Annotated in this window: 22 protein-coding genes; 16 read left to right on the top strand and 6 right to left on the bottom strand. The window is 62.2% G+C overall.

Going from position 1 to position 23,747, the window contains the following annotated elements; translation table 11 throughout:
- The first annotated feature begins 209 nt into the window (after nt 1-209).
- The 4 genes from CXY73_RS17055 (at nt 210) to CXY73_RS17040 (ending at nt 8,171) form a co-directional block, all read left to right on the top strand.
- The gene (locus CXY73_RS17055; protein WP_104178426.1) at nt 210-2,339 is read left to right on the top strand and encodes a site-specific DNA-methyltransferase; all 2,130 of its coding nucleotides are present in this window, start codon (nt 210-212) and stop codon (nt 2,337-2,339) included.
- Nucleotides 2,336-4,933, top strand: a complete 2,598-nt coding sequence (locus CXY73_RS17050) for a DEAD/DEAH box helicase (RefSeq protein WP_104178391.1) — start codon at nt 2,336-2,338, stop codon at nt 4,931-4,933. Before CXY73_RS17055 ends, CXY73_RS17050 begins: the two co-directional genes overlap by 4 nt.
- A complete protein-coding gene (locus tag CXY73_RS17045) occupies nt 4,930-7,710 on the top strand; it encodes an ATP-dependent DNA helicase (protein WP_104178390.1) in 2,781 nt (926 codons plus the stop codon). Before CXY73_RS17050 ends, CXY73_RS17045 begins: the two co-directional genes overlap by 4 nt.
- Before the next feature lie 134 nt (nt 7,711-7,844).
- Nucleotides 7,845-8,171, top strand: a complete 327-nt coding sequence (locus CXY73_RS17040) for a hypothetical protein (protein ID WP_104178389.1) — start codon at nt 7,845-7,847, stop codon at nt 8,169-8,171.
- Between the two features lie 140 nt (nt 8,172-8,311).
- Here the strand turns inward: CXY73_RS17040 and CXY73_RS17035 are convergent, their stop codons facing one another.
- The 4 genes from CXY73_RS17035 to CXY73_RS17020 are packed head-to-tail and all read right to left on the bottom strand — an operon-like array spanning nt 8,312 to nt 11,397.
- Nucleotides 8,312-9,457, bottom strand: coding sequence for an alpha/beta hydrolase (locus CXY73_RS17035; RefSeq protein WP_233198419.1), 1,146 nt, complete (start codon nt 9,455-9,457; stop codon nt 8,312-8,314).
- Nucleotides 9,454-10,470, bottom strand: a complete 1,017-nt coding sequence (locus CXY73_RS17030) for a DUF6545 domain-containing protein (protein WP_104178387.1) — start codon at nt 10,468-10,470, stop codon at nt 9,454-9,456. The genes CXY73_RS17035 and CXY73_RS17030 overlap by 4 nt, the downstream gene beginning before the upstream one ends.
- Complete coding sequence (locus CXY73_RS17025) at nt 10,467-10,931, bottom strand: ImmA/IrrE family metallo-endopeptidase (RefSeq protein ID WP_233198418.1); 465 nt, start codon at nt 10,929-10,931, stop codon at nt 10,467-10,469. The genes CXY73_RS17030 and CXY73_RS17025 overlap by 4 nt, the downstream gene beginning before the upstream one ends.
- 7 nt (nt 10,932-10,938) lie before the next feature.
- The gene (locus CXY73_RS17020; RefSeq protein ID WP_104178385.1) at nt 10,939-11,397 is read right to left on the bottom strand and encodes a hypothetical protein; all 459 of its coding nucleotides are present in this window, start codon (nt 11,395-11,397) and stop codon (nt 10,939-10,941) included.
- Between the two features lie 251 nt (nt 11,398-11,648).
- On the opposite strand from CXY73_RS17020, the gene CXY73_RS17015 reads away from it, so the two are divergent.
- The 7 genes from CXY73_RS17015 to CXY73_RS16985 are packed head-to-tail and all read left to right on the top strand — an operon-like array spanning nt 11,649 to nt 16,918.
- Nucleotides 11,649-12,554 carry a bifunctional DNA primase/polymerase gene (locus tag CXY73_RS17015; RefSeq protein WP_104178384.1) on the top strand — a complete coding sequence of 302 codons (906 nt, stop codon included), beginning with the start codon at nt 11,649-11,651 and terminating at the stop codon, nt 12,552-12,554.
- Nucleotides 12,555-12,591: 37 nt separating this feature from the next.
- Nucleotides 12,592-12,990 carry a hypothetical protein gene (locus tag CXY73_RS17010; RefSeq protein ID WP_146071800.1) on the top strand — a complete coding sequence of 133 codons (399 nt, stop codon included), beginning with the start codon at nt 12,592-12,594 and terminating at the stop codon, nt 12,988-12,990.
- A gap of 53 nt (nt 12,991-13,043) precedes the next feature.
- Nucleotides 13,044-13,841, top strand: a complete 798-nt coding sequence (locus CXY73_RS17005; RefSeq protein WP_104178382.1) for a hypothetical protein — start codon at nt 13,044-13,046, stop codon at nt 13,839-13,841.
- On the top strand, nt 13,838-14,860 hold the full coding sequence (locus CXY73_RS17000; protein ID WP_104178381.1) for a ParB N-terminal domain-containing protein: 1,023 nt from the start codon (nt 13,838-13,840) through the stop codon (nt 14,858-14,860). The genes CXY73_RS17005 and CXY73_RS17000 overlap by 4 nt, the downstream gene beginning before the upstream one ends.
- Before the next feature lie 9 nt (nt 14,861-14,869).
- Nucleotides 14,870-15,517, top strand: a complete 648-nt coding sequence (locus CXY73_RS16995; protein WP_104178380.1) for a hypothetical protein — start codon at nt 14,870-14,872, stop codon at nt 15,515-15,517.
- A gap of 8 nt (nt 15,518-15,525) precedes the next feature.
- Nucleotides 15,526-16,650, top strand: coding sequence for a M23 family metallopeptidase (locus tag CXY73_RS16990; protein WP_104178379.1), 1,125 nt, complete (start codon nt 15,526-15,528; stop codon nt 16,648-16,650).
- 1 nt (nt 16,651) lies between these two features.
- Complete coding sequence (locus tag CXY73_RS16985; protein ID WP_104178378.1) at nt 16,652-16,918, top strand: DUF6112 family protein; 267 nt, start codon at nt 16,652-16,654, stop codon at nt 16,916-16,918.
- Nucleotides 16,919-17,338: 420 nt separating this feature from the next.
- Here the strand turns inward: CXY73_RS16985 and CXY73_RS21655 are convergent, their stop codons facing one another.
- Nucleotides 17,339-17,761, bottom strand: coding sequence for a hypothetical protein (locus tag CXY73_RS21655; protein WP_146071799.1), 423 nt, complete (start codon nt 17,759-17,761; stop codon nt 17,339-17,341).
- A 351-nt stretch (nt 17,762-18,112) separates the two neighbouring features.
- On the opposite strand from CXY73_RS21655, the gene CXY73_RS16975 reads away from it, so the two are divergent.
- From CXY73_RS16975 to CXY73_RS16965, 3 genes are read left to right on the top strand one after another with little or no spacing between them, the layout of a single operon-like run.
- Complete coding sequence (locus CXY73_RS16975; RefSeq protein WP_104090819.1) at nt 18,113-18,382, top strand: DUF6112 family protein; 270 nt, start codon at nt 18,113-18,115, stop codon at nt 18,380-18,382.
- 24 nt (nt 18,383-18,406) lie between these two features.
- Nucleotides 18,407-19,768: a conjugal transfer protein TrbL gene (locus CXY73_RS16970; protein WP_104178376.1), complete on the top strand. Its 1,362-nt coding sequence runs from the start codon at nt 18,407-18,409 to the stop codon at nt 19,766-19,768.
- Nucleotides 19,769-19,770: 2 nt separating this feature from the next.
- A complete protein-coding gene (locus tag CXY73_RS16965; RefSeq protein WP_104178375.1) occupies nt 19,771-21,234 on the top strand; it encodes an SCO6880 family protein in 1,464 nt (487 codons plus the stop codon).
- A gap of 51 nt (nt 21,235-21,285) precedes the next feature.
- On the opposite strand, the gene CXY73_RS16960 is transcribed toward CXY73_RS16965, so the two are convergent.
- Entirely contained in the window at nt 21,286-21,591 is a 306-nt protein-coding gene (locus CXY73_RS16960) for a hypothetical protein (RefSeq protein WP_104178374.1), read from the bottom strand.
- 236 nt (nt 21,592-21,827) lie between these two features.
- Here CXY73_RS16960 and CXY73_RS16955 point away from each other — a divergent pair, with 236 nt between their 5' ends.
- Nucleotides 21,828-22,226, top strand: a complete 399-nt coding sequence (locus CXY73_RS16955) for a hypothetical protein (RefSeq protein WP_146071798.1) — start codon at nt 21,828-21,830, stop codon at nt 22,224-22,226.
- 23 nt (nt 22,227-22,249) lie between these two features.
- Nucleotides 22,250-23,713 (top strand): ATP-binding protein, encoded by a 1,464-nt coding sequence (locus CXY73_RS16950; RefSeq protein ID WP_104178425.1) that lies wholly within the window; start codon nt 22,250-22,252, stop codon nt 23,711-23,713.
- Nucleotides 23,714-23,747: the final 34 nt, after the last annotated feature.

Raw genomic sequence — 23,747 nt, 5'->3', positions numbered from 1 at the left:
CTACAACAATTGATGCAGGTCCGTCAAGTCGGATAGGGTTCACCTACAAGCATGTGGGGAACCAACTGTGGCATAACCAACTTGGAATCAGTACGCTCTGTCGGCAGTCATCGACCTCGAAACGTGGAATTCACCACTCCTGGACAGCGTGTCATCGTATAGACAGAGCTGGATTGTTGGCGTGTCACTTTGACATCGGGAGGATAACTTTGGCACGCATACATGAGTTTCTAAGGCAGCTGCGCGCGACCAACGTAGGGCTCGCTGATGACATAGAACGCGAAGTCGACGCGCTCAGTAACCGGCGCGCGTTCGGACTGAACTTCGAGCGGCACACGCCCGAAGCCGTCGAGTTGCCGGGACGGCCGGTCCGCACCGGCGACAAGGTGCGCGTCCTCCCTCCACGCGGCGAAACGCCGAAGTTTGCGGACGCGAAGCTTTGGCGAGTCGCTTCGATTGAAGGAAAAGGCAACGAGCGGGTGGCGAAGGTCGAGGCGTTTCCAGCAGTCGCACCGATCGAGTCCACCTCTGCCAGGGCAGTAGATCTTGTCGTGGTCGCCGAGTTCCGTGACCCGATCTACCCCGGCCTCGTCGCCACCGGGTCGGTCATTCGCGGAGGCGACAAGCCGTTTCATACCGTTATCAACGGCGAAAACTTTCACGCGCTACAGACACTCATGTTCACCCACCGGGGCAAAGTCGACGCGATCTATATTGACCCGCCGTATAACACGGGCGCGAAGGATTGGAAGTACAACAACGACTACGTCGAGTCGGAAGACCTTTACAGACACTCCAAGTGGCTCGCGTTCATGGAGCGGCGCCTGCTGCTCGCTAAAGACCTCCTCAATGCTGACGACTCCGTTCTCATCATCACGATCGACGAGAAGGAGTACCTACGATTGGGGCTATTGCTTGAGCAGACTTTCCCCGAAGCAAAGATTCAAATGGTCACCTCCGTGATCAATCCAAGTGGATCGTCTAGGGCAGAACTTTTTTCCCGCTCGGACGAGTACATCTATGTTGTGCTTTTCGGCCGAGGGCGAGTTATTCCGACTGGCGACGACATGCTTAGCGACGCCTCCGCGGTCCCGAGGTTTGAGGTCCGGTGGGACTCGCTACGCCGCCGAGGGAACGCGAGTCGACGATCGAGAATCCCGAGCCTCTTCTACCCCATCTACTTCAACTCTGAGACGGGTGAGTTTCATCATGCAGGTGAAATGGTTTCAGTCGACGAGGGCACCGCGCCCACAATTTCCGGCCTCGACTATGTCTTGCCCGTTGCCCCGAACGGGGCAGAAATGACGTGGAGCCTGTCGGCGGCGGGCTTCACCGAGAGGCTCTCGAAAGGCTACGTTCGCTATTACCGAAACGCTGCCGGAGGGTACGTGATCCGCTTCATTCAAGAGGGCACGATCCGAGCCATCAAAACAGGAGAGGTCGTCGAGGACGGTCGCGACGAGCACGGCTTCATAAAGTGGACGTTTGTCACCGCTCGCCGAATGACTCCCATGACAACTTGGAGGCGCCCGTCCCACAGCGCGTCAGATTACGGCACCCCGACGCTAAACGCGCTTCTGCCACGGGGTCGGAGGTTCCCCTACCCCAAGTCGATCTATGCGGTCGAGGACGTGCTGCGGTTCTTCATCGGCGAGAAGCCCACGTCAGTCGTCGTTGACTTTTTCTCAGGGTCGGGCACAACAATGCACGCAGTGATGCGCATGAACAAGCAAGATGGTGGCCGCCGCATTTGTATTGCTGTTACGAACAATGAGGTATCTGCCGAAGAGCAGACCACGCTTCGTCGAAGCGGTTTCCGGGCGGGTGACCCTGAGTGGGAGCGACAGGGTATCTGCGAGTACATCACGAAGCCCCGGATTCGAGCTGCAGTTACTGGTATGCGCGACAGCGGCGAAAAAGTCGTGGGCGACTACAAGTTTACTGACGAGTTCCCGATGGCGGATGGCCTCGAGGAGAACGTCACCTTTCTTACGCTCACGTATGAGGCGTCCCTCCGCCTTAGGGCGAACCGAGACTTCGAGAAAGTCGCAGCCCTGCTGTGGATGCGCGCCGGGTCAATTGGACGACGCATCGAGTCGGTACCGGATGGCTGGAGCGTAGCCGAGGCATACGGGGTGATCGCGGACCTAGATAAGACTGACGCCTTTCTTGGAGCACTCGCAACCTCGCCGACTGCGACAACCGCGTTCATAATCACTGATGATGACTCGTTGTTCGGGGCGGTCGTCGCCGACCTCCCCGAGGGCGTCGAACCCGTAAGGCTTTACGACGCGTACCTCCGAAATTTCGAGATCGACGCGATGCGGAGTGTGCGATGAAATTCAAACTGAAGGACTACCAGCACGACGCAGTTGTGCAGGTGCTCGACAACCTTGCCCGCGCAAGAATGTCCTACCACGTCGACTCCAAGGAGACATCGTTCGCACTTACGGCAACGACTGGCGCAGGCAAGACTGTAATGGCGGCTGCCGCGATAGAGTCTCTGTTCTATGGCAACGATGACCTAGATTTTGATTCGGATCCCGGTGCAGTCGTCATTTGGTTTTCAGACGACCCGAACCTAAATGACCAGACACGTATGCGTCTCATGCAGGCGTCCGACAAACTGACACACGACCGCCTGGTCACAATCAAACCTCCGTTCGCTCTGCCCCTCCTAGAGCCACGCCGAGTGTACTTCTTAAACACGCAGCGGCTATCGAAGACGTCGCTGCTTACCCGCGGCGCTGAGAGCCTTGAGACCGACGGCACCCTTATCCCGCCGGACGACCTTGCGTACAATATTTGGCAGACGCTCGAGAATACGATCGAGGACGAAAGCCTGACCGTGTATATGGTTCTTGACGAGGCACATCGCGGCTTCAATACGAATACGTCACGGGAAAAGTCGACGATAATACGTAGCCTTGTAAATGGGGAGCAGGCTGGCTTGCCCATTCCTGTCGTTTGGGGTATCTCGGCTACCGCCGACCGCTTTACGGATGCAATGAAAGAGGCGGAGGTACGTGGCGATCGTACGGTCCTACCGCCGGTGATGGTTGACCCGCGGCGTGTCCAGCGCTCGGGCCTGATCAAGGATACGATCCGACTCGACATTCCCTCAGAGCCAGGCAACCTCGCAACGAACCTCGCAACACGCGCTGGACGAAAATTGAAGGAATCCGCCATCCGCTGGGGGAAATATCTCGCGGAGCAGGCGAAGCTCCCTGGTGAGTCGGTAAATGAGGCTGCCCAGCCGCTGCTTGTCCTTCAAGTGCCGAACACCGAGAACGCAGACGATGTTGGCCTTTGGCTCGACACCGTCGCCGCTGAACTAGGTGACCTCACAGCATCCGGGGTGCGGCACGTTCTTGGTGACCACACGACAAAAGCGTTCGGTTCGTGGGAAATTGACTGGATCGAGCCCCAGCGCGTCGAGGAAACCACGTCTGTACGTGTGCTCATTGCAAAGGATGGCATCTCTACCGGGTGGGATTGTCCGCGCGCCGAAGTCCTCCTGTCGTTCCGGCCTGCACAGGACCACACGCACATTACACAGCTGATCGGACGGATGGTACGCACGCCGCTCGCACGTCGGATCCCCGGCGACGACTTGCTGAACTCGGTCGACTGCATCTTGCCCCGGTTCGACCGCACTACTGCCGGGAACGTAGCCAAATTTCTAACCGGCGTGATCGATTCCATGCCCGGCGTCGGACAGAAAGTGCTTCTCGACGGGCGCGAGCTTCAGCCGAACCAGTGCATACCCGCAACTGTTTGGGACGTTTGGGATCACCTTCCGCACCTCGTCGTCCCTCAGCGCGGTGCCCGGCCCGTCAAGCAAGTTATCCAGCTCGCGCACGCGCTTAGCAGCGACGAGGTCAGACCTGGTGCACTCTCATCCGTTCAAAAGCAATTCCACGGACTGTTTGATCAATTGGCAGCCCGCTACGACGGTCACCTCCGTAGCGCCGAGATCGAGGTTCGTACGGTTCGCGGCATGACGATCTCAGGTTCGTTTGGTGCGACCAAACTAAAGTATGCAGACTTTATTGAACGCGCCGACGACCGCGCCATTGCTGTTGCATTTGAGGATGCGAAGCGAGCCTTCGGTGCAGACGTTGCGCAGTCATACGTAAATTACGTTGCCGGTCCTGACGAAGACGACGAGGACGGGTTTGCACTCCGTGCCGCGTACGTTAAGGCTGCGGCACTGGCCACTGTTCCCACTGTGCGTGACAAAGTGGACCTCGCCGCGAAAGACATCGTGGACGAGTGGTTCGCGGACCATCGTGTCGAGCTTCTTGGTCTCAGTGATGACCGCAGAGACGTATACGACGAGATCCGGGCACTCGCTGTCTCACCGCAGCTCACTGACCTACGCCGACCGCGGAACCGGCTCGAGGACTTTGCAGACAAGGAAGGAAATCAAATCGCCACTGCCGACCTAATTGACAAGCATTTGATGTCTGATGAAATGGGATGGTTTCCTCTCACGAACCTTAACGACTGGGAGAAGGCCGTAGTACGCAAGGAGACTACGCGACTCGGCTGCATTGCGTGGTATCGCAACCCCTCGATGTCGTCGGCAGACTCGCTTGGTGTCACCTACCGGGACGGGGTCGGCAATTGGCGGGCTATGCATCCAGACTTCATCTTCTTCAACGAAGTCAACGGGACCATCCGAGCCTCCATCGTCGACCCACACGGACACCATCTCGAGGACGCCCTCGTCAAGCTTGTGGGCCTGGCCAACTACGCGGAGGAATACTCCTCGGACTTCCTCCGGATCGATGCACTTGCGGACCTCGACGGGACGATGCGTGTGCTGGATCTTCAGGATGAGAACGTGCGTAAGGCTGTGCACATGGCGGCAAAGTCTGGCACGTCAGCTTTCAAGCTTTACGATACGGTCGGAAAGAACTACGCATGAGTTCAGCAATGTCCTTCACGTTTGCGCAGCAGGCTGCAATCGATGAGTTATCCCAACCCCTCCAGCTCATTGCATGTGCTGGGTCGGGTAAGACCGAGGTGCTGGCGCAGCGGATTGCGAAAATCCTTACACAACCGGGGGTGAAGCCAGCCAATATTATTGCCTTCACGTTCACCGACAAGGCGGCGGCAGAACTCAAAGAGCGTATTTATCGTGTGGTCCTCCAGCAGTTCCCCGACATCGTCGGTCTTGCCGAAATGTACGTCGGTACCATGCACGGATACTGCCTCGACCTCCTGCAGACATATATTCCTGAGACGTTTAAGTTCAGTGTGCTTACTGACATCACCCAGCAATTACTGATCGATCGCGAGAGCAATAAATCCGGCCTTTCCACCTGCACGAAGCTCGTCCGTGGAATCGAAACGAAACTTCGACGCTACACAGACACAAAGGTATTCAAGGGAGCATTGTCGATCCTCCAGGAGGACGAGGTCGATCTATCCCTCGTGCGAGAGGGAGTGATATCGAGCCTCGGTATGTACCGCGAGATGCTTGCCCGCAAGAACTACTTCGATTTCACGTCGATGATCGTGGAGGCTGTCGGCTTCCTCGAACGGTCTCAGACCACTTCCGGTCTCACCACTGCTGAGGAATCGCTGCGAGAACACATACGCGACGATCTCAAGTATGTGATTGTCGATGAGTATCAAGACGTTAACCCGATCCAGGAGAAACTCGTCGCCAGGCTCGTCCACTTCGGGGCCAACCTTTGCGTGGTCGGTGATGATGATCAGACTATTTACCAGTGGCGCGGCAGTGAGGTGTCAAACATCATCACGTTCGATAGCCGTTATGAAGGCGTGCGAAAAATCGAACTCGCCGACAATTTTAGATCGAGCCGGGGCATCGTCGAACTCGGGCGCAGCGTCGCCGAACGACTGGACTCGACCGAGCGATTGCCGAAGCAGATGCAGTCGAAATCGCATCAGGCATGGGAACGCGGTGACATGCTGGCTCTCCAGTTCGAGGAAGCTGGCAGTGAGGCCAATTTTATCGCCCAGCGCATAGTCGACCTACAGGGAATGCCATTCATCGATAAGGAGGGTGCGACCCCACGAGGAATGTCCTGGTCGGACTGCGCAGTGCTATTCCGAAGCGTCAAGGACGCCGACGCTCTCGTGCACGAGTTCAAGCGCCGCGACATCCCATTCATAATCAAGGGACTCGCACGGCTCTTTGACGCACCGGAGATAAGGGCTTGCGCCGGGCTATTCGGCTACATGATGAAGGCCGTCTCAGCCCTTGAGCTGCGCGAACTCTGGGAAATAGCTCGGCTCATCCCCGATCCTGCAAAGTGGTCGGCACTGATCAGTGTTCTTGACAGCGGGGCCGACTTCACCGCGAGTGAGCGCTGGGGAACATACAACATTCAGAGGCTGTACTTGGAAGCGCTCGAGACACTTGATGTCCGCGAGTCGACGATCCAAGGTGATGAGATCCGCGCTGAACTTGTCATGTACCAGCTCGGGAAATTCTCGCAAGTCATATCCGACTTCGAGACCATCCACTTCTCGTCAGACCCAGCGCGGAAGTACGAGGCTTTCCAAGGGTTCCTTACATTTCAAGCGCCAAGCGTTTACGAGGAATCCGACGAGGATGCCGGATACGTCGCGCCTGATGCTGTGGTCATTTCGACCGTGCACCGGTCCAAAGGTTTGCAGTGGCCGGCCGTGTTCGTGCCCTTCATGCGTAGAAACCGGTTCCCGATGAAGAAGGCCGGAGGCACCCAGACAATCCCCCACGTTATTCCAATCGAGGCCGTCGCAAACGGCGCTCGGTATGGCGGCGGGGTGCAAGATGAGACTCGACTCTTCTATGTGGCCGTTACCCGCGCACAGAAATACCTGTACGTAACTTATGCGCAGAGTGATTCGAAGTTGTACGGCAAGGCATCAGACCTCTACCTGCACTGCACTGCATCAACTTGGATGTCAACCTCAGACGAGGGTTTGCCCGACGTGACGCGGCTGCCGCCGACCCCGCGCGAAGAGTCGCCGAGCATTTCTATTTCGTTCTCTGAACTCAAGTATCTCCTCGACTGTCCTTATCAATTCAAACTGCGATTTATGTATGGCTTCAATCCACCTATCCACGAGGCGCTCGGCTATGGGAAAGGCCTTCACGATGTTCTCGCCGAGATGCATAAACGCGCCCTCGCAGGAGATCTGCCCACGAAGGCGGAAACCGAGACCCTAGTCGATCGGCATTTGTACACCCCATACGCGTACCCGGCACTCCGCAAACAGTTGCGACGGGCTGCAATCACGGCGATCAATCGATACTTCGACCGACATGGTGGCGACCTTACTCGAACGATTCACTCAGAGAAGAAGATCGAAGTCCAGATAGCCCCGGGCGTTACTGTGAACGGCCGGATCGATCTAATCAAATCGCTCGAGACCGGTGAGACTGCGATCGTCGATTTCAAGTCGACCGAGGATTCGCAGTCGGAGACGGTCACCAAAGACCAACTCTCAATTTACGCGCTCGGCTATGAGGAGTTAACTGGGGTATCGGCGGATCGCATTCAGATCTTGAACCTCGATGACCACGGCAAAAGTTCCAATGATCCTGTCAATGCAACGCTAATGAGCGCAATCAAGACCAAAGTCGAGGCCGTTGCCGTCGAAATACGCGCGAGCCATTTCGAGTGCCCCCACGACCATTCAAGCGAAGTTGCGTACGACGACCTGGCGTGGATGACAAAACGCTGAGCGTCGTTCTGTGTTAACGTGTCCCGCGTTTCCGGCGCTGACTGAAGGCAAGCATTGGATTCGGCGGGCCACGTCCCGGGTACCACAGACTCTCGGATTGTGAATCCGTGCCTCTTCGCGGCGAGAATCGATACATGGGCGATGCGCTATTTAATTTCGAGGACGATGCAAGTACCACCAACCCCAACGCCAGCGAGCCGCCACCGAAAACGATGACCGACTCCCAACGTCGCCTCATCCGTGATGCGTTCGAACTGCTCGGGCTCAAGGACGCGCAAGAACAGTTCGCCGTCGTCGAGGAACTGACCGGAGTGCGTATTCGTTCTGTCCGCGACCTCCAGGAATCGACTGCCCAAATCTTTTTACACTTCCTCGGAAGCCGCGTCAAGAACGCCAGCAAGAAAAACACAGGTGACGCGTGGGCCGACCGAGACGAGGACACATGGATAGACAAGCTTTGATACGGACACACTATGGAATGCGCAAAACGCTGGTTGTGGCATTAGTCCTGGTGATCCTCTGAGCCATTCAGGTGGGACTCATCCTGAGCATTCACCCCGTCGGATCAGGCCCCGCAGGCTTGAGCGATCTCGGACTTCGTTCACCCCTTGCTCAATGCCAGCCAAACGGAGAGTCGTCCACGCCATCGCTCGCGATCCGAGTTCCAGCTCATCGTGTGATCTGCGTCGAATGCCTCGAGCTCGACACTATCGGGACGCAGCGCCCTGAGTTGAGTCGAGAGCCCGAACGGCGACGACGTGTCCAGGGTGCCGTGGAGGATGAGAATCGGCACCGTAAGCTCGTCGGCGCGCGCGATCCAGTCGAAGCGGCGCAGACCGACCGGGTTTGCGAGACCAATCATTCGAGCCAGCGGCCGAAGGCTTAGCCACGGCAAGGCCAGCCCACCGGTCCAGGCGGGCAGGCCCGCTCGCGCGCAGTTCGCCTTGAGCGTCGCAACCCAGTCCAGGATGGGCGAATCGAGCACAAGCCCAGCAACGATGCCGCGAAGCTTGAGATCTGCGGCTAGTTGCAGCGCGATGGCCGCGCCCATTGACCAGCCGAAGAGGATGACGCTGCGTGCCCCGAGGTCCCGGGCGTAGTCCACGGCTGCACGCACGTCCGCGACCTCGGCGGCACCGAGTTCGGACCTGCCGGTACCCACCTGGGGACCTTCGCCGTCGTTCCTATACGTCACGACGAGCGATGTGAGCCCGACCTCCGAAGCGATCTGCACGCCACGCAGCGTTCCGGCGCGCGTGCTTCCGAGTCCGTGGATGTGGATGGCCCAAGTCGTCGACGGCGGGCCCTCGGGCGGGAGGAGCCAGGCGGGCGCCGGGCCGACATCCGCTTGTATTTCGACATCTATTGACTGCAGGCCAGCATCGGCTGGGGTCTGGAAATAGATGCCGCTCCAGGATGCTCGCTGACCGGCAGCCACACCTGGCCCCGACTCCCCCACGACCTCGCGGCCGACGAGGCGCGGCCCGCGGTCCTCGACTTCGCTCGCCAAGCGAATCCAGCCACCGTTCTCGAGGATGAGGCAGTAGTCGCCGGGCGTGGCGGTGCGTGGCGTGCGATCCAGGATGACGATAGGCTGCTCCCTCGAGGCATCGATACCTCGAATGGTGAGGTCGAACCTTCGCCCACTCACCGGTGCTGTTAGCCGCCTCGCGATCACCAGCCCGAGCCCGCTGAGCCCCACGCTGGCCGCGGTCACAGCGCCAGCCAGCATCCAAATTGCTCTCATCGTTTCTGCAGCGCCGGGCTGGTCGTCGCTCGTGATTCATCAGGCGCCGACCGAGTTAAATCGCCGCCAAGTAGGTGACGTTCGGCGCGCTCGATGAGAACCCGGTCTTGGTTGCTGACGTCAAACGACACCCGCGCATCCATTATCGCGTCGCGAATCTCAACGACCTGGCGATGTAGAAGCGTCTCGGGCTCACTATGAACTTCCACGCGCGCGTTTTGGCTAATGCCGGGTCGCGCCGCGGTTGCCTCTGCCCAGAGCGGCTGGAGTTGTGGCACGAGCATTCGCGTTGTCCGATCGCGCGATCGCGCCTGCAGAGCGCGGGCGGCAGGCTGGCCAGCGAATCCCAGGCACAGCAGCACAAAGGTCATCAAATGCAACGGTTCGTATGCAATGGCCACGGTATTCATCAGACTGAGGTCACCGGCCAGGTGCGCGATATCCATGGTGATGACAACGATGCTCAACAGAACGCCGAGGATGCTTCCGATGAGAAGGGACGTTGGCGGCATCCGCTGGGCACCTTCGCTTCGGCGAACTTGCCGGGCTGCGAGCACGGCCATCGCTGATAGAACGATGGCGTAGTACGTAAATTGGATCATGGAGTACGTACCGGCACTGGGTTGGTCGCCCAGGTCAAGCATAAAGTTGGTCGTGGTATCGCCACCGTCGATAAAGAGAAACGTGCTGACCGCGCTGATGACTGCAACCGCGAGCACAACTCGGCCAAGCGCGAACCGTATGGCCCCGGACTGCAGCTCGGAGGCTTTCAACACGCCGCGGCCCAGGAAGAAGACGCCAACCATCAGTGCAAGGTCGGCTGGGAGAGTCGCGAAGTTGGCACCGCCCGCTATCCTGTCGAGCGGCCAATAGACCTGATCGGTATTGAGGGTCATAGCGATCGCGATGGTCAGCGCGGCATAGCTGATGTTGCGCTCTGCATGACCCCGCCGCAAGATCAGCAAGCTGGCGACGAGCAGCCACATCAGGGCGGAGACGAGTAGTGGAATCATCCGAAAATCTCCGCGTACCGAGACGAATCTCTGGTTGATCTTCTGATTGCCGCGGCAAAAATGTCCGCAAGCGTCTCCGCCTGCACTTCGTCAGGCGAATCCAAGTTTTGACGTCTGAGTAAGCGCCGCCGGGTCTCTTTCGGAATGTCGGGCAGTAAGAAATCAGCAGCTTCGGCGTACTCGTCGAAAGTGTGACCCAGAATCATGTGGGCCAGTTCGTGCAAGACAAACTGCTGCCGATGCAGCGCTGAATCGCTATGTGCGTGGAGGATCAGGTCTTGGTCAACGGTTCCGAGCCAGACGGCGCACAGCCCATCATTGACGCCGAGTTCGGTGAGTTCGGCTATTCGCAGTGGCCGACCTCGATTGCGCTGCACTGCCCGAACGAGTTCGTCGAAGGTGAAGGTCTCGCCTAATGCGAGTTCGCCGACTGCCGTCGACACGCTCACGTTGCTGTTCACTGCCGCCTCAATTCCCTCCGGACGCGTGTGGAGATCCATCTGGCGGTCTCGGAGCGACTTCCGCATCCAAAAATCTACTAATCGCTCTAAGAGCGTCGGGAGAGATGTCTCCCAGTGTACGGGCCGCGTACGATTTCACTCGCGCGGCCCGCATCGACCGCACGAGATCGAGTTGAGCACTCACCTTGGCCGGAGTCTCGGCGCCTTTTGAACCGGCGAGGAACGCGGGGTCGACGTCGAAGAACGCGGCGAGGCCTTCGAAAAGTGTTGCATCTTGCACGTACCGGTGACCGTTCACGATGTACGTCCAGCGCGACCTCGAGAGGTTCGTGCCGCGCGCTTCGAGGAACGCAGCAATTTGGGTGAAGGTCGGTTCGCTGCCTGTCTCGGCCTCGGCGACGTCGAGCAGTAGGCGGAGGCGCTTCGCGAGATCCTCCGCTGCTGTCGTGCTCTCGGCTTCGGCCATGTGGTTTCCAGTCCCTGTACTGATAAATACTCAGGTCATTACGCATGCTCAATTTACTCTTTGAGCATGATCAAAGCAAGGGTTGCGCATGCTCAAATGTGGTGCTAAAACTGACCGTGAATTGACATTGAGCATGCTCAACACGGAGCTGCCTCGCCTAACGCATCAGCGAAGCGAGACGCACCTGCGTGTCATCGAGCCACGCCTGCGTGGCAGTCCTTCGGGAAGGTGATAGTTGTGAATTGGCACGTATGGCTCCACGTTCGGAGTGGCTGATGAGCGTCGCTGGGGTGTTGGTGGCCTCGAGCCGACTGCCCGTGCGGGACGCCGCAATTGCCTTCGCTCGGGCGGGGATTCCGGTGTTTCCGTGTGTGACGGATGGTAAGCATCCGCTCACGCCTGCTGGCTTTCACGACGCGAGCCGCGACCTCGAACAGGTGCGAACGTGGTGGACACGATGGCCGGGCGCGAACATCGGGATGCCGACAGGCAGCGCGTCGGGAATCGACGTCGTGGATGTCGACGTGACGAAGCCGCCCACGGGGTTCGCCGCGTTCGAGCGTGTTGCCAAGGCTGGGCTGGTCGACGGCGAGCTCGCCCGGGTGCGCACTCCGTCGGGCGGAATGCACGTGTACTTTGCCGCGATCGCAGAACGGCCGCAGCGGTGCTGGCAGGCCGCGAACGCGCACATCGACTTTCGTGGGGACGGCGGCTATGTCATCGTGCCGCCCTCGATCTTGGCAACGGACATCGGTCGAGCCCCCTATCGGCTGTATTCCCTGTCAGCGGCCAGTTCCAAGCCGGTCGATGCCGTTGCGCTGCGCAGCTTCATTGACCCGAGGCCGCCGCGGACTGGCACGCGGGCAACCGCCACCAGGGCGCCAGAGCCGAGCCGGCTCGCGCGATGGGTGAGCAATCTGCAGGAGGGCGAGCGCAATAGCGGGTTGTTTTGGGCGGCCTGCCGACTGGTCGAGGCGGGGTTCGCGCCCGCAGATGTCGAGACCGCGCTCGGCCCATCGGCGCAGACGGCGGGCCTCGACGAGCGCGAGATTCTCGCGACGATCAGCTCGGCGAGCCGTCGAGCCGCTGCCGGGGCGCAAGCGTTCGATCGACCCGCCCCTGTAGTCAGACACGGCGACCCGCCCTGCCTGTCATGAATGGTCCTGTTCAAAACACCAACCCAAAGGAGATGAAGTGATGGATGTAAACGACTTCGATAAGTCACTCGGCGCGACCAGTGTCAATGCCGGTGGCGAACGGCATCCGCTGCATGCCGTACAGGAGGAGAAATCGCGCCTCTCAGCGCGCACGCGAGGCGGCACCTCGAACGCCAGGCAAGTGGGCATGGTGGCCTCTCGCCCCGCCGTCACCTGGATTCGCGCGGCGGACCTGCTCAACCTGGGCGCCGGGCGCATCGCCGGCCGCGGCATCGACCTGCAATCCAGCGCCGCACGACAGGTTCGAAGGGCACCCGCCACCGCCGTGCGGGCGATCCGCGCGAGGGCCTCCCGGCTCGCTCCCCTCTCCGAGTTCGGAGCGGTGCGAGACCGTGCACAGATCGGCCGCGACAGTTTCGGGCGGGCGCGACCATGAGCATCCTGTTGAACACGGCAACACACACATACTCGACGGGAGGTGGCGCGATAATGACTTTTCGCGAATCCGAAGGCCTGCGCCGCCTGCTCGCGCGACTGCAAGCGGATGGCGGCGCCCGCTGGCGCAGCGACCCCGAGGCCTCCGAACTCATGCGGTTCACCGCCCAGCGTTATGCCGGGTTGGCGCGCAAGCACGACCTCGACCCGTGGGAGGCCGCCGCGGCCGCCTTCGACGCGATGCGGGCGCCCTCGACGTTGCGCGCCGACGACCCGTGGGCCATCGTCACCCGTGCTGTGCAGGTGACCTGCATCGCCGAGGACCGCGCCCGCGGCCTACTCTGCTCCGTGCACCAGGCGCGCCGGCCACAGGTGTCGGTGTTTCACGATGCCGAACGGTTCAGCGATCGCGAGCATGCTCTGCCGGAATATCACCCCGCGTTCAGCGTTGACCCGGCCGACAAATTGGTCGAACCGGAGCCGCCGCTTGAGGTGTCTCTCGCGGTTGAGAACGCGATCTCGCTGTTCACCCTGCTGGGTTGGCCGGCAGACCGCGCCCGCGATGGCGTCGAATACGTGTGCAGCCGCTTAGCGGATGCCCCGTCCCGCTCGTCTGCCTTCGAGTCGCTGCGCCGCGACTACGCCGCCCGTGCTCTACTCGACGTGTCGCAGCCGGCCTGGATGAGCATGCTGCGAACGCTTCTGGGATCCGGCAACCCGTTGCACGCGCACACCGCCACGGGGCGCGGCATCCTGCTGCGCCTGCTGGTCGGCGAGCCGCTGCACGCGCTGCTCGGCGACGACGATCTTGTGTCAGACATCGTTCTGAACTCCCCACGGGTGTTCGCATGACCATCACCCCGGGGCACATCGAGCTGGAGCGGTCGATCGACTCCATCCGGATCGGTTCGCGGCACCGCACTGACCTGGGCGACATCGACGCGCTTGCCGCCTCGATCGAGCGGCAGGGGCTGCTGCAACCAATCACGGTGACGCCCGATGGCACTCTCGTCTGCGGTGCTCGCCGGCTGGCGGCGCTTCGCAAGCTCGGGGTGCGCAAGCTCAACGTGTGGGTCCGTTCCGGCATTTCGGACCACCTCGCCCAGCTGCTCGCCGAGCAGGACGACAACGCCCTGCACAAGGCCTTCGCCCCCACCGAAGCGGCCGCCCTGTATCGCGAGGTGAAGATGCTTCTCGCTGAGGATGCCCAGCGGCGCCAAGCCGCAACGCGGTTTGGTTCGGGAAAGCCCAGATCAGACGGTGGTGCCACGGTGGCACAACCGCAACCGATTGATCGCGTCCGCGCGCAAGCGGCCCTCCTCGTAACCGGCCGGCGCTCCTATACGACGTTGGAACGCATCGACCATCTGCAACGAATGGCGGACGACGAGAATCTCGACGAGACGCTGCGCACGCGCGCGAGGGAGGAGCTGGCGGTGATTCAGAACGGCGGATCGGTGGCGGCTGCGCACGGTCGGGTCGCTGCCGAAGTCGATCGCGTCGCGACCGAGACGCCCGTTCGCTCGCTGGTTCCGGTTGCGCCTAATGCCGGGCGTTCCGCCGACCTCGAGCAGCTGGCCCGGGAGGCACTCGCCCGCGCGAAGACAGCGAAGCGCGCCAAGAAGGGCCGCCTTGTGGCTGCGGCCGACTCGATATTGCCCACGCGTTCTTTCGTCTTCCTCTGGAACGACCTGCGCGACTGGTGGCTGCGCTACGACGACGCCGAGGTCGCCGTCGAACTCACCGCCGATCAATGGCACCAATTCGATGAGACCCTCGCCGGCACCGTCGCCTTCTTCGAGCGGATGCGCACCCTCCGCGACTCCCCCACCGTCGCGCCGGTCTCCGCCACCGTTTCGCGTATTCGTTAGGAGCCCACCATGCAGTTCTTTCGCCGCCGTCGTCTTGTTATCGCCATCGTGGGCGCTGGCATCGCACTGATCGTGCTGGCAGTCATTGGGTTGTTCGGGCTGCTCCGTGGGCCTGCGAAAGCGAGCCCGCCGGCGCGGCCGTCGCCGACGGCATCCGCTGCGGCTGTCGTGCCGACCGACCAACCGCAGCCGGTGCTCGAAACGTCGAGTCCGGAGCTGTTTGCTCGCAGCGTCGCGCATGCGCTGTTTGATTGGGACACGCGTCAGGATGCTGGCCTCGCCGACTGGGCGCAGGTGCTGGTGGACGTGGCCGATGCGGAGGAGGCGGCCGCGTTGGCCGCCAATGTGCGGGACTACCTGCCTAGCGCGGAGATGTGGGAGCGGCTCGCTGGTTATGGCACGCGGCAGTGGCTCGACGTGGAGTCGGTGACCGTGCCGGCCGCGTGGGCGACGGCGTTGGATCAGGCGGCGGCCGGGCAGATTCCGCAGGGTGCTGCGGCGCTCACTGTGGTGGGAACCCGTCATCGCGAGGGAACGTTCGATACCGATGCGATGCGCACGGAGCGGCAGGTGTCGTTCACGGTGTTCGTCGTGTGCCCGGGCCAGGAGTCGTGCACGCTGCTGCGGTTGTCGAAGCTCGACCATCCGCTGGAGTAGGCCTGGCGATGAAGAAGCTCATCGGACTTGTCGTGGTGCTGATGTTCGCTTGCCCGTTAGGTGGCCTGGTTGGCGTGGCCGCGCTGGTGAGCACGATCGCGAGCTCGTGCGGATCGCTGGTCGTAGGGACGATTCCCGACTCGCTCACCGCTCAGACTCTGGACGGCCGATCGGTCATACTGAACCAGCGACAGCTGATCCATGCCGGAACGATCATCACTGTGGGCGGGCAGACGGTCGATGTCGGTCGCGCTGGAGTGGTCGTGGCGTTGATGGCGGCGCTCACGGAGTCGACGCTGCGTCTGCTGGCTAACACCAGCGCATATCCGGAGTCCGCTTCTTACCCTCACGACGGTGTTGGTTCTGATCACGACTCGCTGGGGCTGTTTCAGATGCGGCCTTCGTCGGGCTGGGGAACTGTCGCTGAGGTGATGGACGCGGAGTACCAGGCGCGGGCGTTCTTCGGTGGCGTATCAGGGCCGAATGCTGGGTCTCCACGCGGGCTGCTCGATGTCGCGGGCTGGCAGATGCTCAAGCCCGGCGCTGCCGCGCAGGCGGTTGAGGTCAGTGCCTATCCGGATCGATACGCGAACTTTCAGCCGGTTGCGGAAGCGATTCTGGTCGCGCTGACTCGTTCTTCAAGCGTTGTCGAGTCATCGCGGGTCGTGTTTCCGCTGCCTGATGGCTCGTACACGAACACGGATAGCTTCGGGTGGCGCATTGACCCGTACACGGGTGAGCGGCGTTTTCATGCCGGAAGTGACCTCGCTGCGCGGCTCGGGACGCCGATCCTCGCGGTGGCTGACGGCGTCGTGAGCTTCGCCGGGCAACGCGGAACCTACGGCGGGCTGATCACCATTGAGCACATTGTCGGCGGCGAGCGGGTCACCTCGTATTACGCGCACATGTACGAGCAGGGCATGCACGTCGCGGTCGGCGACAGCGTGGTTGCCGGCCAGCACATCGGTGACGTCGGTTCCGCGGGCAAGTCGACCGGGCCGCACCTGCACCTTGAGATCCATCCGGGCGGGTCAGGTCAGCCGGCCGTGAACGCGGTGGATTGGCTCGCCGCCCAGGGTGCCGCTGACGTGACCGCTGCGACAAGCCGATGCCCAGCGGGAACGGCTTCCTGAGATGGACGTCTTTCCAGACTTCGGTGCCGTCGGCGGCGCTTCAGAGTTGAAAAGCATCGTCGGAGCCCTGCTGACGTTCGTGCTCATCATCGCGGTGCTCATGATGATCATCAGCGGCGTGACCTGGGCACTCGCTTCGGCGCACGGCAACTTTCACACCGCCACCCGGGCCCGGCTTGGGCTCTGGGTTGCCTGCGGGGCAGCCGCTCTTGCGGGTGCTGGAGTTGCGTGGGTGAATTTCCTACTCGATATCGGCTCCACCGTCTGACGGGCAGTTTCACGCCTCCGTGAAAAAAGCCGGGAATCCGCATACTTTCGTCGCCGAGAGTGTTTCATAACTAAAGGTGAATACGGTCATTCGAGCAGTGGGTTATGAGACTTAGTTATGAGAATCGCTGCGCCGTGAGATTCCCGCGTTCTCGAAAGTTGCAGGCGAGGGGATCGTGCGATGTCTCGTATCCCTAGGGTTCCGAGGCACCGAGATTATATGACAGCTGCAACATCGCCTGTCTGAACAGTTCGTAAGGTCATCGATGAAGTTTCGAGAGCCTCGCCGTACGATTCGCAGCGACCTGCGCCATCGCGACGCAGCAGCTTTGGTGACTTCGGCGTGCACGACGCTTAACCTGATGACGTGGAAACGAGAGAAGAGTCCATTTGCCGGCCGTTCGAGGCCGCTCGTGTGCGACTAGCTAAAGCTGACAGCTTCGATGTCCAACGCGACGAACTCGGCCACATGTTGCACCAGTTCTTTCGGCTCGTTGAACTTAAAGGCGGCGTGGATATCCTCAAAAGCGAACCTTCCGCCAACACAGCTCTCGCCATCCTTCTCTTCAGGCACAAGAACACCCATGAAATCACGCGGGTAGCCGAACCCGCTGATGTCTTCATCGACACGTTCACCAATTTGTTTGGCTCCCTCATCTGGGATGCGCCCCCCGAAATCGCTGGTGATAATCGCTTCACCGCCTGGGGGACGGACAGCATGGTAGGTAAACCGGCCCTCGACATTATGACCGAAGCCTTCAATCAGGTACTCAGCTTGCCGCGAGATAACTCCGGCGCAGTCTGAGGAATCACCGTTGACTATCGCCGCGTTATTCGGACCCACCACGGCAATCTAAGCGAGATCTACTTCGGCTTTTTCGGGGTACTTGGGACGATCTAAGCCGGACCACCGCCCACTCTTGTAGCAAGTAAGTTGCCCATCGCAGTGTCTTGCATCGAATGGGTTACTGGCGAGATGTCATGGCCGCTCCTCAGCGTGCTGCGGGCTCGGGTCGATGCGGAACGCAGCGACCACACCACGCCGAAGAGAGCCGAAAGTAAACCGTTGCGGCCGCACCGTACTTGACGACCACTCACGACAGGTCGCAAAGTCCGTTCCGCATCCGCCTGCGCGCACGGGGTGCGGTGCGCTCCTCCATGTCGTACGCATCAAACGACACACAGGGAGCCACCGATGATCGACATCAACCCCAACGGCACGGGCCTTCCCGGCATCGAACAGCTGCGCGTCATCGTCGGCGCCGTCATGACCATCGGCCTCGTGCTCAGCGTGCTCGCCCTCATCGTCGCGGCGATCGTCTGGGGATTCGGCGCCAACTCGTCCAACCCCCACCTCGCCTCGCGCGGCAAGACGGGCGTGATGGTGGCCTGCGGTGCCGCGATCATCTGCGGCGCGGCCGTCACTCTCGTCAACTTCTTCTGGAACGTCGGCCAGTCCGTCTGACCGCGGTCTCGAGCGGGGTCAGAAATGAGCGTGTGCGATGTGCCGGTCGTGGCGGATGTTTGCACCGGCGTCGGCGACGTCGCATCCTCTATGGTCGCCGCCCCGTTCGACTGGCTGGCCGGCGCGATGGGCTCCACCGCCGCCTGGCTCTTCGAATCCGTCTGGGCCGCCTTCGATACCACCACTCTCGTCGACCTCACCGACCCGACCTACATCGACGTCTACAACGTGCTCTTCGGCGTCGCCGTCTTCGTCACGCTGATCTTCTTCTGCCTGCAACTGATCACCGGTCTCGTACACCGTGACCCCACAGCGCTCTCCCGCGCCGCATTCGGCGTCGCCAAATCGATTCTCGGCTCCTTCGTCATCATCACCATCACCGGCCTCCTCCTCGAAATCACCGACCAACTCACCATCGGCGTCGTGCAGGCCAGCGGCAACACCATGGAAGGCATGGGCGACCGCATCGCGCTGCTCGCTGTGGGCCTCACCGCGATCAGCCCCGGCGCACCCGGCGTCGGCGCAATCCTGACGATCTTCCTGGCCGGCCTCGCCATCAGCGGCGCGGCCATCGTCTGGTTCTCCCTGCTCATCCGCAAGGCCCTGCTTCTGGTGGCGATCGTGTTCGGACCGATCGCTCTCGCTGGCGCCACCTGGGATGCCGCCAAGGGCTGGTTCTCCAAGTGGGTCGCGTTCGTCGTCGCGCTCATCCTTTCCAAGCTGGTGCTCGTCGTGATCTTTCTGGTCGCAGTCGCGCAGGTCGCGGCCCCGATCGATGCGGACCTCGCCTCCGTCAGCGACCCCATCGCGGGCATCGTGCTGATGTTCATCGCCGCCTTCGCGCCCTACATCACCTACAAGTTCCTCAACTTCGTTGGCCTCGACATGTACCACGCGATGTCCAGCGAGCAGGAAGCGAAGTCAGCGCTGAACCGGCCCGTGCCGGTGCCCAGCGCACCAATGATGAGCATGGCGCAGAAGGTCCTGGGCCCGGGCAGCAGCAGTCGAGCGACACAGACTGGCTCTGCACCGACGGCACCGTCCAGCAGCGGCGGACCGGGTCCCACGTCGTCGTCGGCCGGTGCCTCGAGTGCTGGCGCATCTGCGAACGCTGGTGCCGGCTCGAGCACCGGAGCGGGCGGCGCAGCAGTTGGCACTGGTGCCGGTGTGGCCACCGCCGGAGTCGCGGCCGGCGCTGCCGTCGTAAGTGCCACAGCCAAGGCCGGCCCAAAGATGGGCAACGCGGTCGCTCAGAAAGCGGATGCCCACACCCAGTCCGCCGGCAACGCCAGCGCCCCGAGCGCGCCGGCATCCAAGCCAAGGCGACCACCAGCATCCGCTTCACCACAGGAACTGCCAGCCGGACGAAAGGTCAAGGACGCGTAGCCATGGACACTGACACGAACCGCGCCGACTACCGCCTCGCCCCGGTGCAATTCTCGCGACTGACCAAACGCGGCATCCTGCTCGGCCTGTCGATGCCGCAACTGGTCGCCCTGTCGATCGGCACGCTCACCATCGTCGCCGCTCTTTACACGGCGGGCGCCTCCGGTGTCGCCTGGACCAGCCCCCTCTGGGGCATCGCGGCGGTGATCGCCGGCATCCCGGTCGGCGGCCGAAAGATCGTCGAATGGATGCCGGTCGTCACCCGGTGGGCGTGGCGCTCAGGGCATGAGCAGCTGAACTACCGGCGCCGCATCATCCGCCCGCGCCCAGTGGGAACTCTGTCGCTGCCCGGAGACGCAGCGGCGCTGCGCGAGTGGAACGATCCCGAGTCGGGGGCAGTCATGATCCACGACCCGCACGCGCAAACCCTCACCGCGGTCGTTGCGGTGTCGCACCCGGCGTTCGCGCTACTCGACCCGGACGAACAGCATCGCCGCGTAGTCGGGTGGGGGCGCGTGCTGGCCGGGGCCTGCCGGTCGGGGCGGATTGCGCGACTGCAGGTGTCGGAGCGCACGCTGCCCGATTCCGGTACCGGATTGGCCGAGTGGTGGGAGCGGCACGGTATCGACGACGGCAGTTGGGCCGCAACCACCTACCGCGATTTGATCGAGCGGGCCGGACCCGCCGGGGAACGCCACGCCACCACGATCGCGCTGTCACTCGATCTCAGCGCGGCGACTCGCCAAGTGCGCACACAGGGCGGCGGGATGCGCGGCGCCGCAACGGTACTGCGCCAGGAAATGACGGCACTGGCTGGAGCGTTGCGCGCGGCGGACCTCACAGTCGGCGGGTGGCTCACCGCTGATGAACTCGCCGTGATCCTGCGCACGGCGTACGACCCTGCTGTCGGCGTCGATCTGGAGCGGCATCCGCTGGTTGGGCGGTCGCTGGCCACGGCCGGGCCGGTGGCTGTCGCCGAGAGTTGGGATCACCTCCGCACGGACAGCGCGTTTCACGCGGTGCTGTGGATCAGCGAATGGCCTAGGTCGCAGGTGTTCCCCGGTTTTCTGTCGCCTCTGGTTTTCACGAACGGTATCCTGCGCACGGTGTCGCTGCATTACCTGCCCGTGCGCGCCGACCAAGCCGCGCGCGACCTGCGCAAGAAGAAGACCGAGCTGATCAGCGACGCCCACCAACGCACTCGCATCGGTCAAATAGAGGATGCCGGCGCCACCGCCGAGTACGACGACCTCCTGCACCAGGAAGCCGACCTCACCGCCGGCCACGGCGTGCTGCGCACCTCCGGACTGATCTGCGTGACCGCGGCGACCGTGGATGAGCTCGACGCCGCGGTGGCATCGATCGAGCAGGCTGCGATTCAGGCGTCGTGCGAGACGCGTCGGCTGGTGGGGCAGCAGGCGCAGGCGTTTACGGCGGCGGCATTGCCGTTGTGTCGGAGCGTGTAAGCCGTTGAAGGCTCACCTCTTAGCCTTAGGTATCGCGGTCGCGGATCATTCTCAGCTGCGAACGAACAGCGCGAACGCCCTGTCGGACGAAATCTTGAGCTGGCCCTCAGACACTGTGCGCTGAACTGACCAAGTGTTCAGCTGCCACCCGACTGCGGAAATTCCTTCGAGCGCAGACTCCCAGTCCACATGACGTTGAGCCATCCGCGAGGGTTCATCGGCCGACTCGAATATCTGCTCCACTCCCTTACCCGCAAAGTCGACAAAACTCGGTGCGTAGAAGGACTTCCCCTCATCCCAAGCTTTTTGAGCATCCATCGAGATCTTCTTGTTGGCGCTGCTGCTCTTTTTTGTCATCGGGTTCCTCCGCAGTCGACGTGTCAGCCTCGCGGCTGCTTGGGAGCTGCGCAGGTGAAATCCTGCCCAACTGTCAACATCTTCGCAGAAGTAGGTCGCCGGCAACTTAGTTCCAGTAGACCCGACAAGACCGCGCTAGGCGACGCGACGATCAAGCCAGCCGCGGCTGGTGTGATCCTTCCTTGCAGTACTGTGCGAGCAGTGCGCTCCTGTCTTGTAAAGCGATGGGAGTCAATATGCTCGACAGGCCGAGAGTACCCGATTGCCGATGGATCAGCGTCGTCTTCCTGCAAGGAACTGAGGCCGACGCGGTGCTCGGCCTGATCGACAGAAGCGGAGCATCCGCTGCCTTCGATTACCTGCAGCCACGGGACCTCGGCGAGGCCACGACCGATGCCGCCCTCGAGAACGGGTACGTCTACGACCGCATCCCGGCCGGCCGGACCGACCACATCATCGAGCACGACGGCTCACCGTACGCCCTCACCTACAGCAGGACGTACCGCTACGTTTCGCTGTTGCGGTGGCATCCGCTTGAATCTGAATTGAAGCCAACCCGCCCGGCACCCCGTCGAGTCGACATCTGGGCCGCCCCGCGGTCGACGCGCCTGGCCGAGCGCACGGTCACGCTGTGAAAGACACCGATGTGACCGAGCGAATGCACACGGCCGCGCTGGTCGAGCCGCGCGGCGAGCTGCGCCGCGACCGTCGCGCCCGTCGGCGAGAGGCCGTGAAGATCGAAGCGGATGCCCGGAAGGCCACGACTCTCGCGGCACGCACGCGCTGGCACGCCGAACGGGACGAAGCGCGATCGGGCGCCTATCTGCGCAAGGCCGGCGAGGCTGGACCCGGGCAACTGCGCACGGCCGGTCGACTGAAGCTGCCCAAGCATCAGGACACCACGGCGACGCTGTCGGGCCATTACCCCTTTCTTGCGGAGGCCGGACTCGGCTCGGCCGGCGTCTTCGTCGGGCAGGACCTCTACTCCGGGGGCTCCTTCGTCTACGACCCATGGGTGCTCTACCAGCGCGGACTGATCACCGCGCCGAATATCGTGCTGGCCGGCATCGTCGGCTCGGGTAAGTCCTCGCTGGCGAAGTCGCTCTACACCCGCTCGCTCCCCTTCGGCCGGCGCGTCTACGTGCCGGGCGATCCGAAGGGCGAGCACACCGCCGTCGCCGAGGCCGTCGGCGGCAAAGCCATCATCCTCGGTCATGGTCTGCACAACCGGCTGAATCCGCTCGATGAGGGTCATCGGGCGGCATCCGTTTCGGATGCCGAGTGGTCGGCCCAGCTAGCCGCCCGGCGCCGCGACCTGATCGGCGCCCTCGCCGAAACCGTGCTCGACCGACCGCTCAGCCCGCTCGAGCACACGGCCATCGACCTCGCCCTGGCCGATGCCGTGCGCAGCGCCGAGGTGCCGATCCTGCCCATGGTGGTCGATCGCATCCTCTCCCCCAACCCCGAGGACGACGAGGGCCGCCTCGCCGCAGACGGCCGCCTCGTCGGCCACGCCCTGCGCCGGCTCGTGGCTGGCGACCTCGCCGGACTCTTCGACGGACCCTCCACCGTGCGCTTCGACCCCACGCTGCCGATGGTGTCGCTCGACCTGTCACGGGTGGCCGAGAACTCGACGCTCATCTCCGTGCTGATGACATGCTCGTCGGCGTGGATGGAATCTGCCCTCGCCGACCCGGCCGGCGGCCAACGCTGGGTCATCTACGACGAGGCCTGGCGGCTCATGGCATATCCGGCGCTGCTGCGCCGAATGGATGCCCAGTGGCGGCTGGCCAGGCACTTCGGCATCGCGAACATGCTCATTTTCCACAAGCTCAGCGACCTCGACAACGTCGGCGACTCTGGCTCCGCCATGCGCGCGCTCGCATCGTCGCTGCTGGCGAACGCGGAAACGCGCATCGTCTACCGGCAGGAACCGGACCAGCTCGGATCCACGGCGAGCGCACTGGGGCTCAGTCGTACTGAGCAGAAGCTGCTGCCTGCGCTTGGCACCGGGCAAGGGCTGTGGCGGGTGAAGGATCGCAGTTTTGTGGTGCAGCACCAGCTGCACCCTGATGAGCTCGTGGCATTCGATACGACAGCGCGGATGACCTCTGGGCAATAGCCGCGCACCTTGTATTGATTGAGGAGGCCTAGTC

This window comes from Cryobacterium sp. Y50 (assembly GCF_002929805.1).
Taxonomy (GTDB): domain Bacteria; phylum Actinomycetota; class Actinomycetes; order Actinomycetales; family Microbacteriaceae; genus Cryobacterium.
This window is presented reverse-complemented; position numbering and strand designations above follow the sequence as displayed.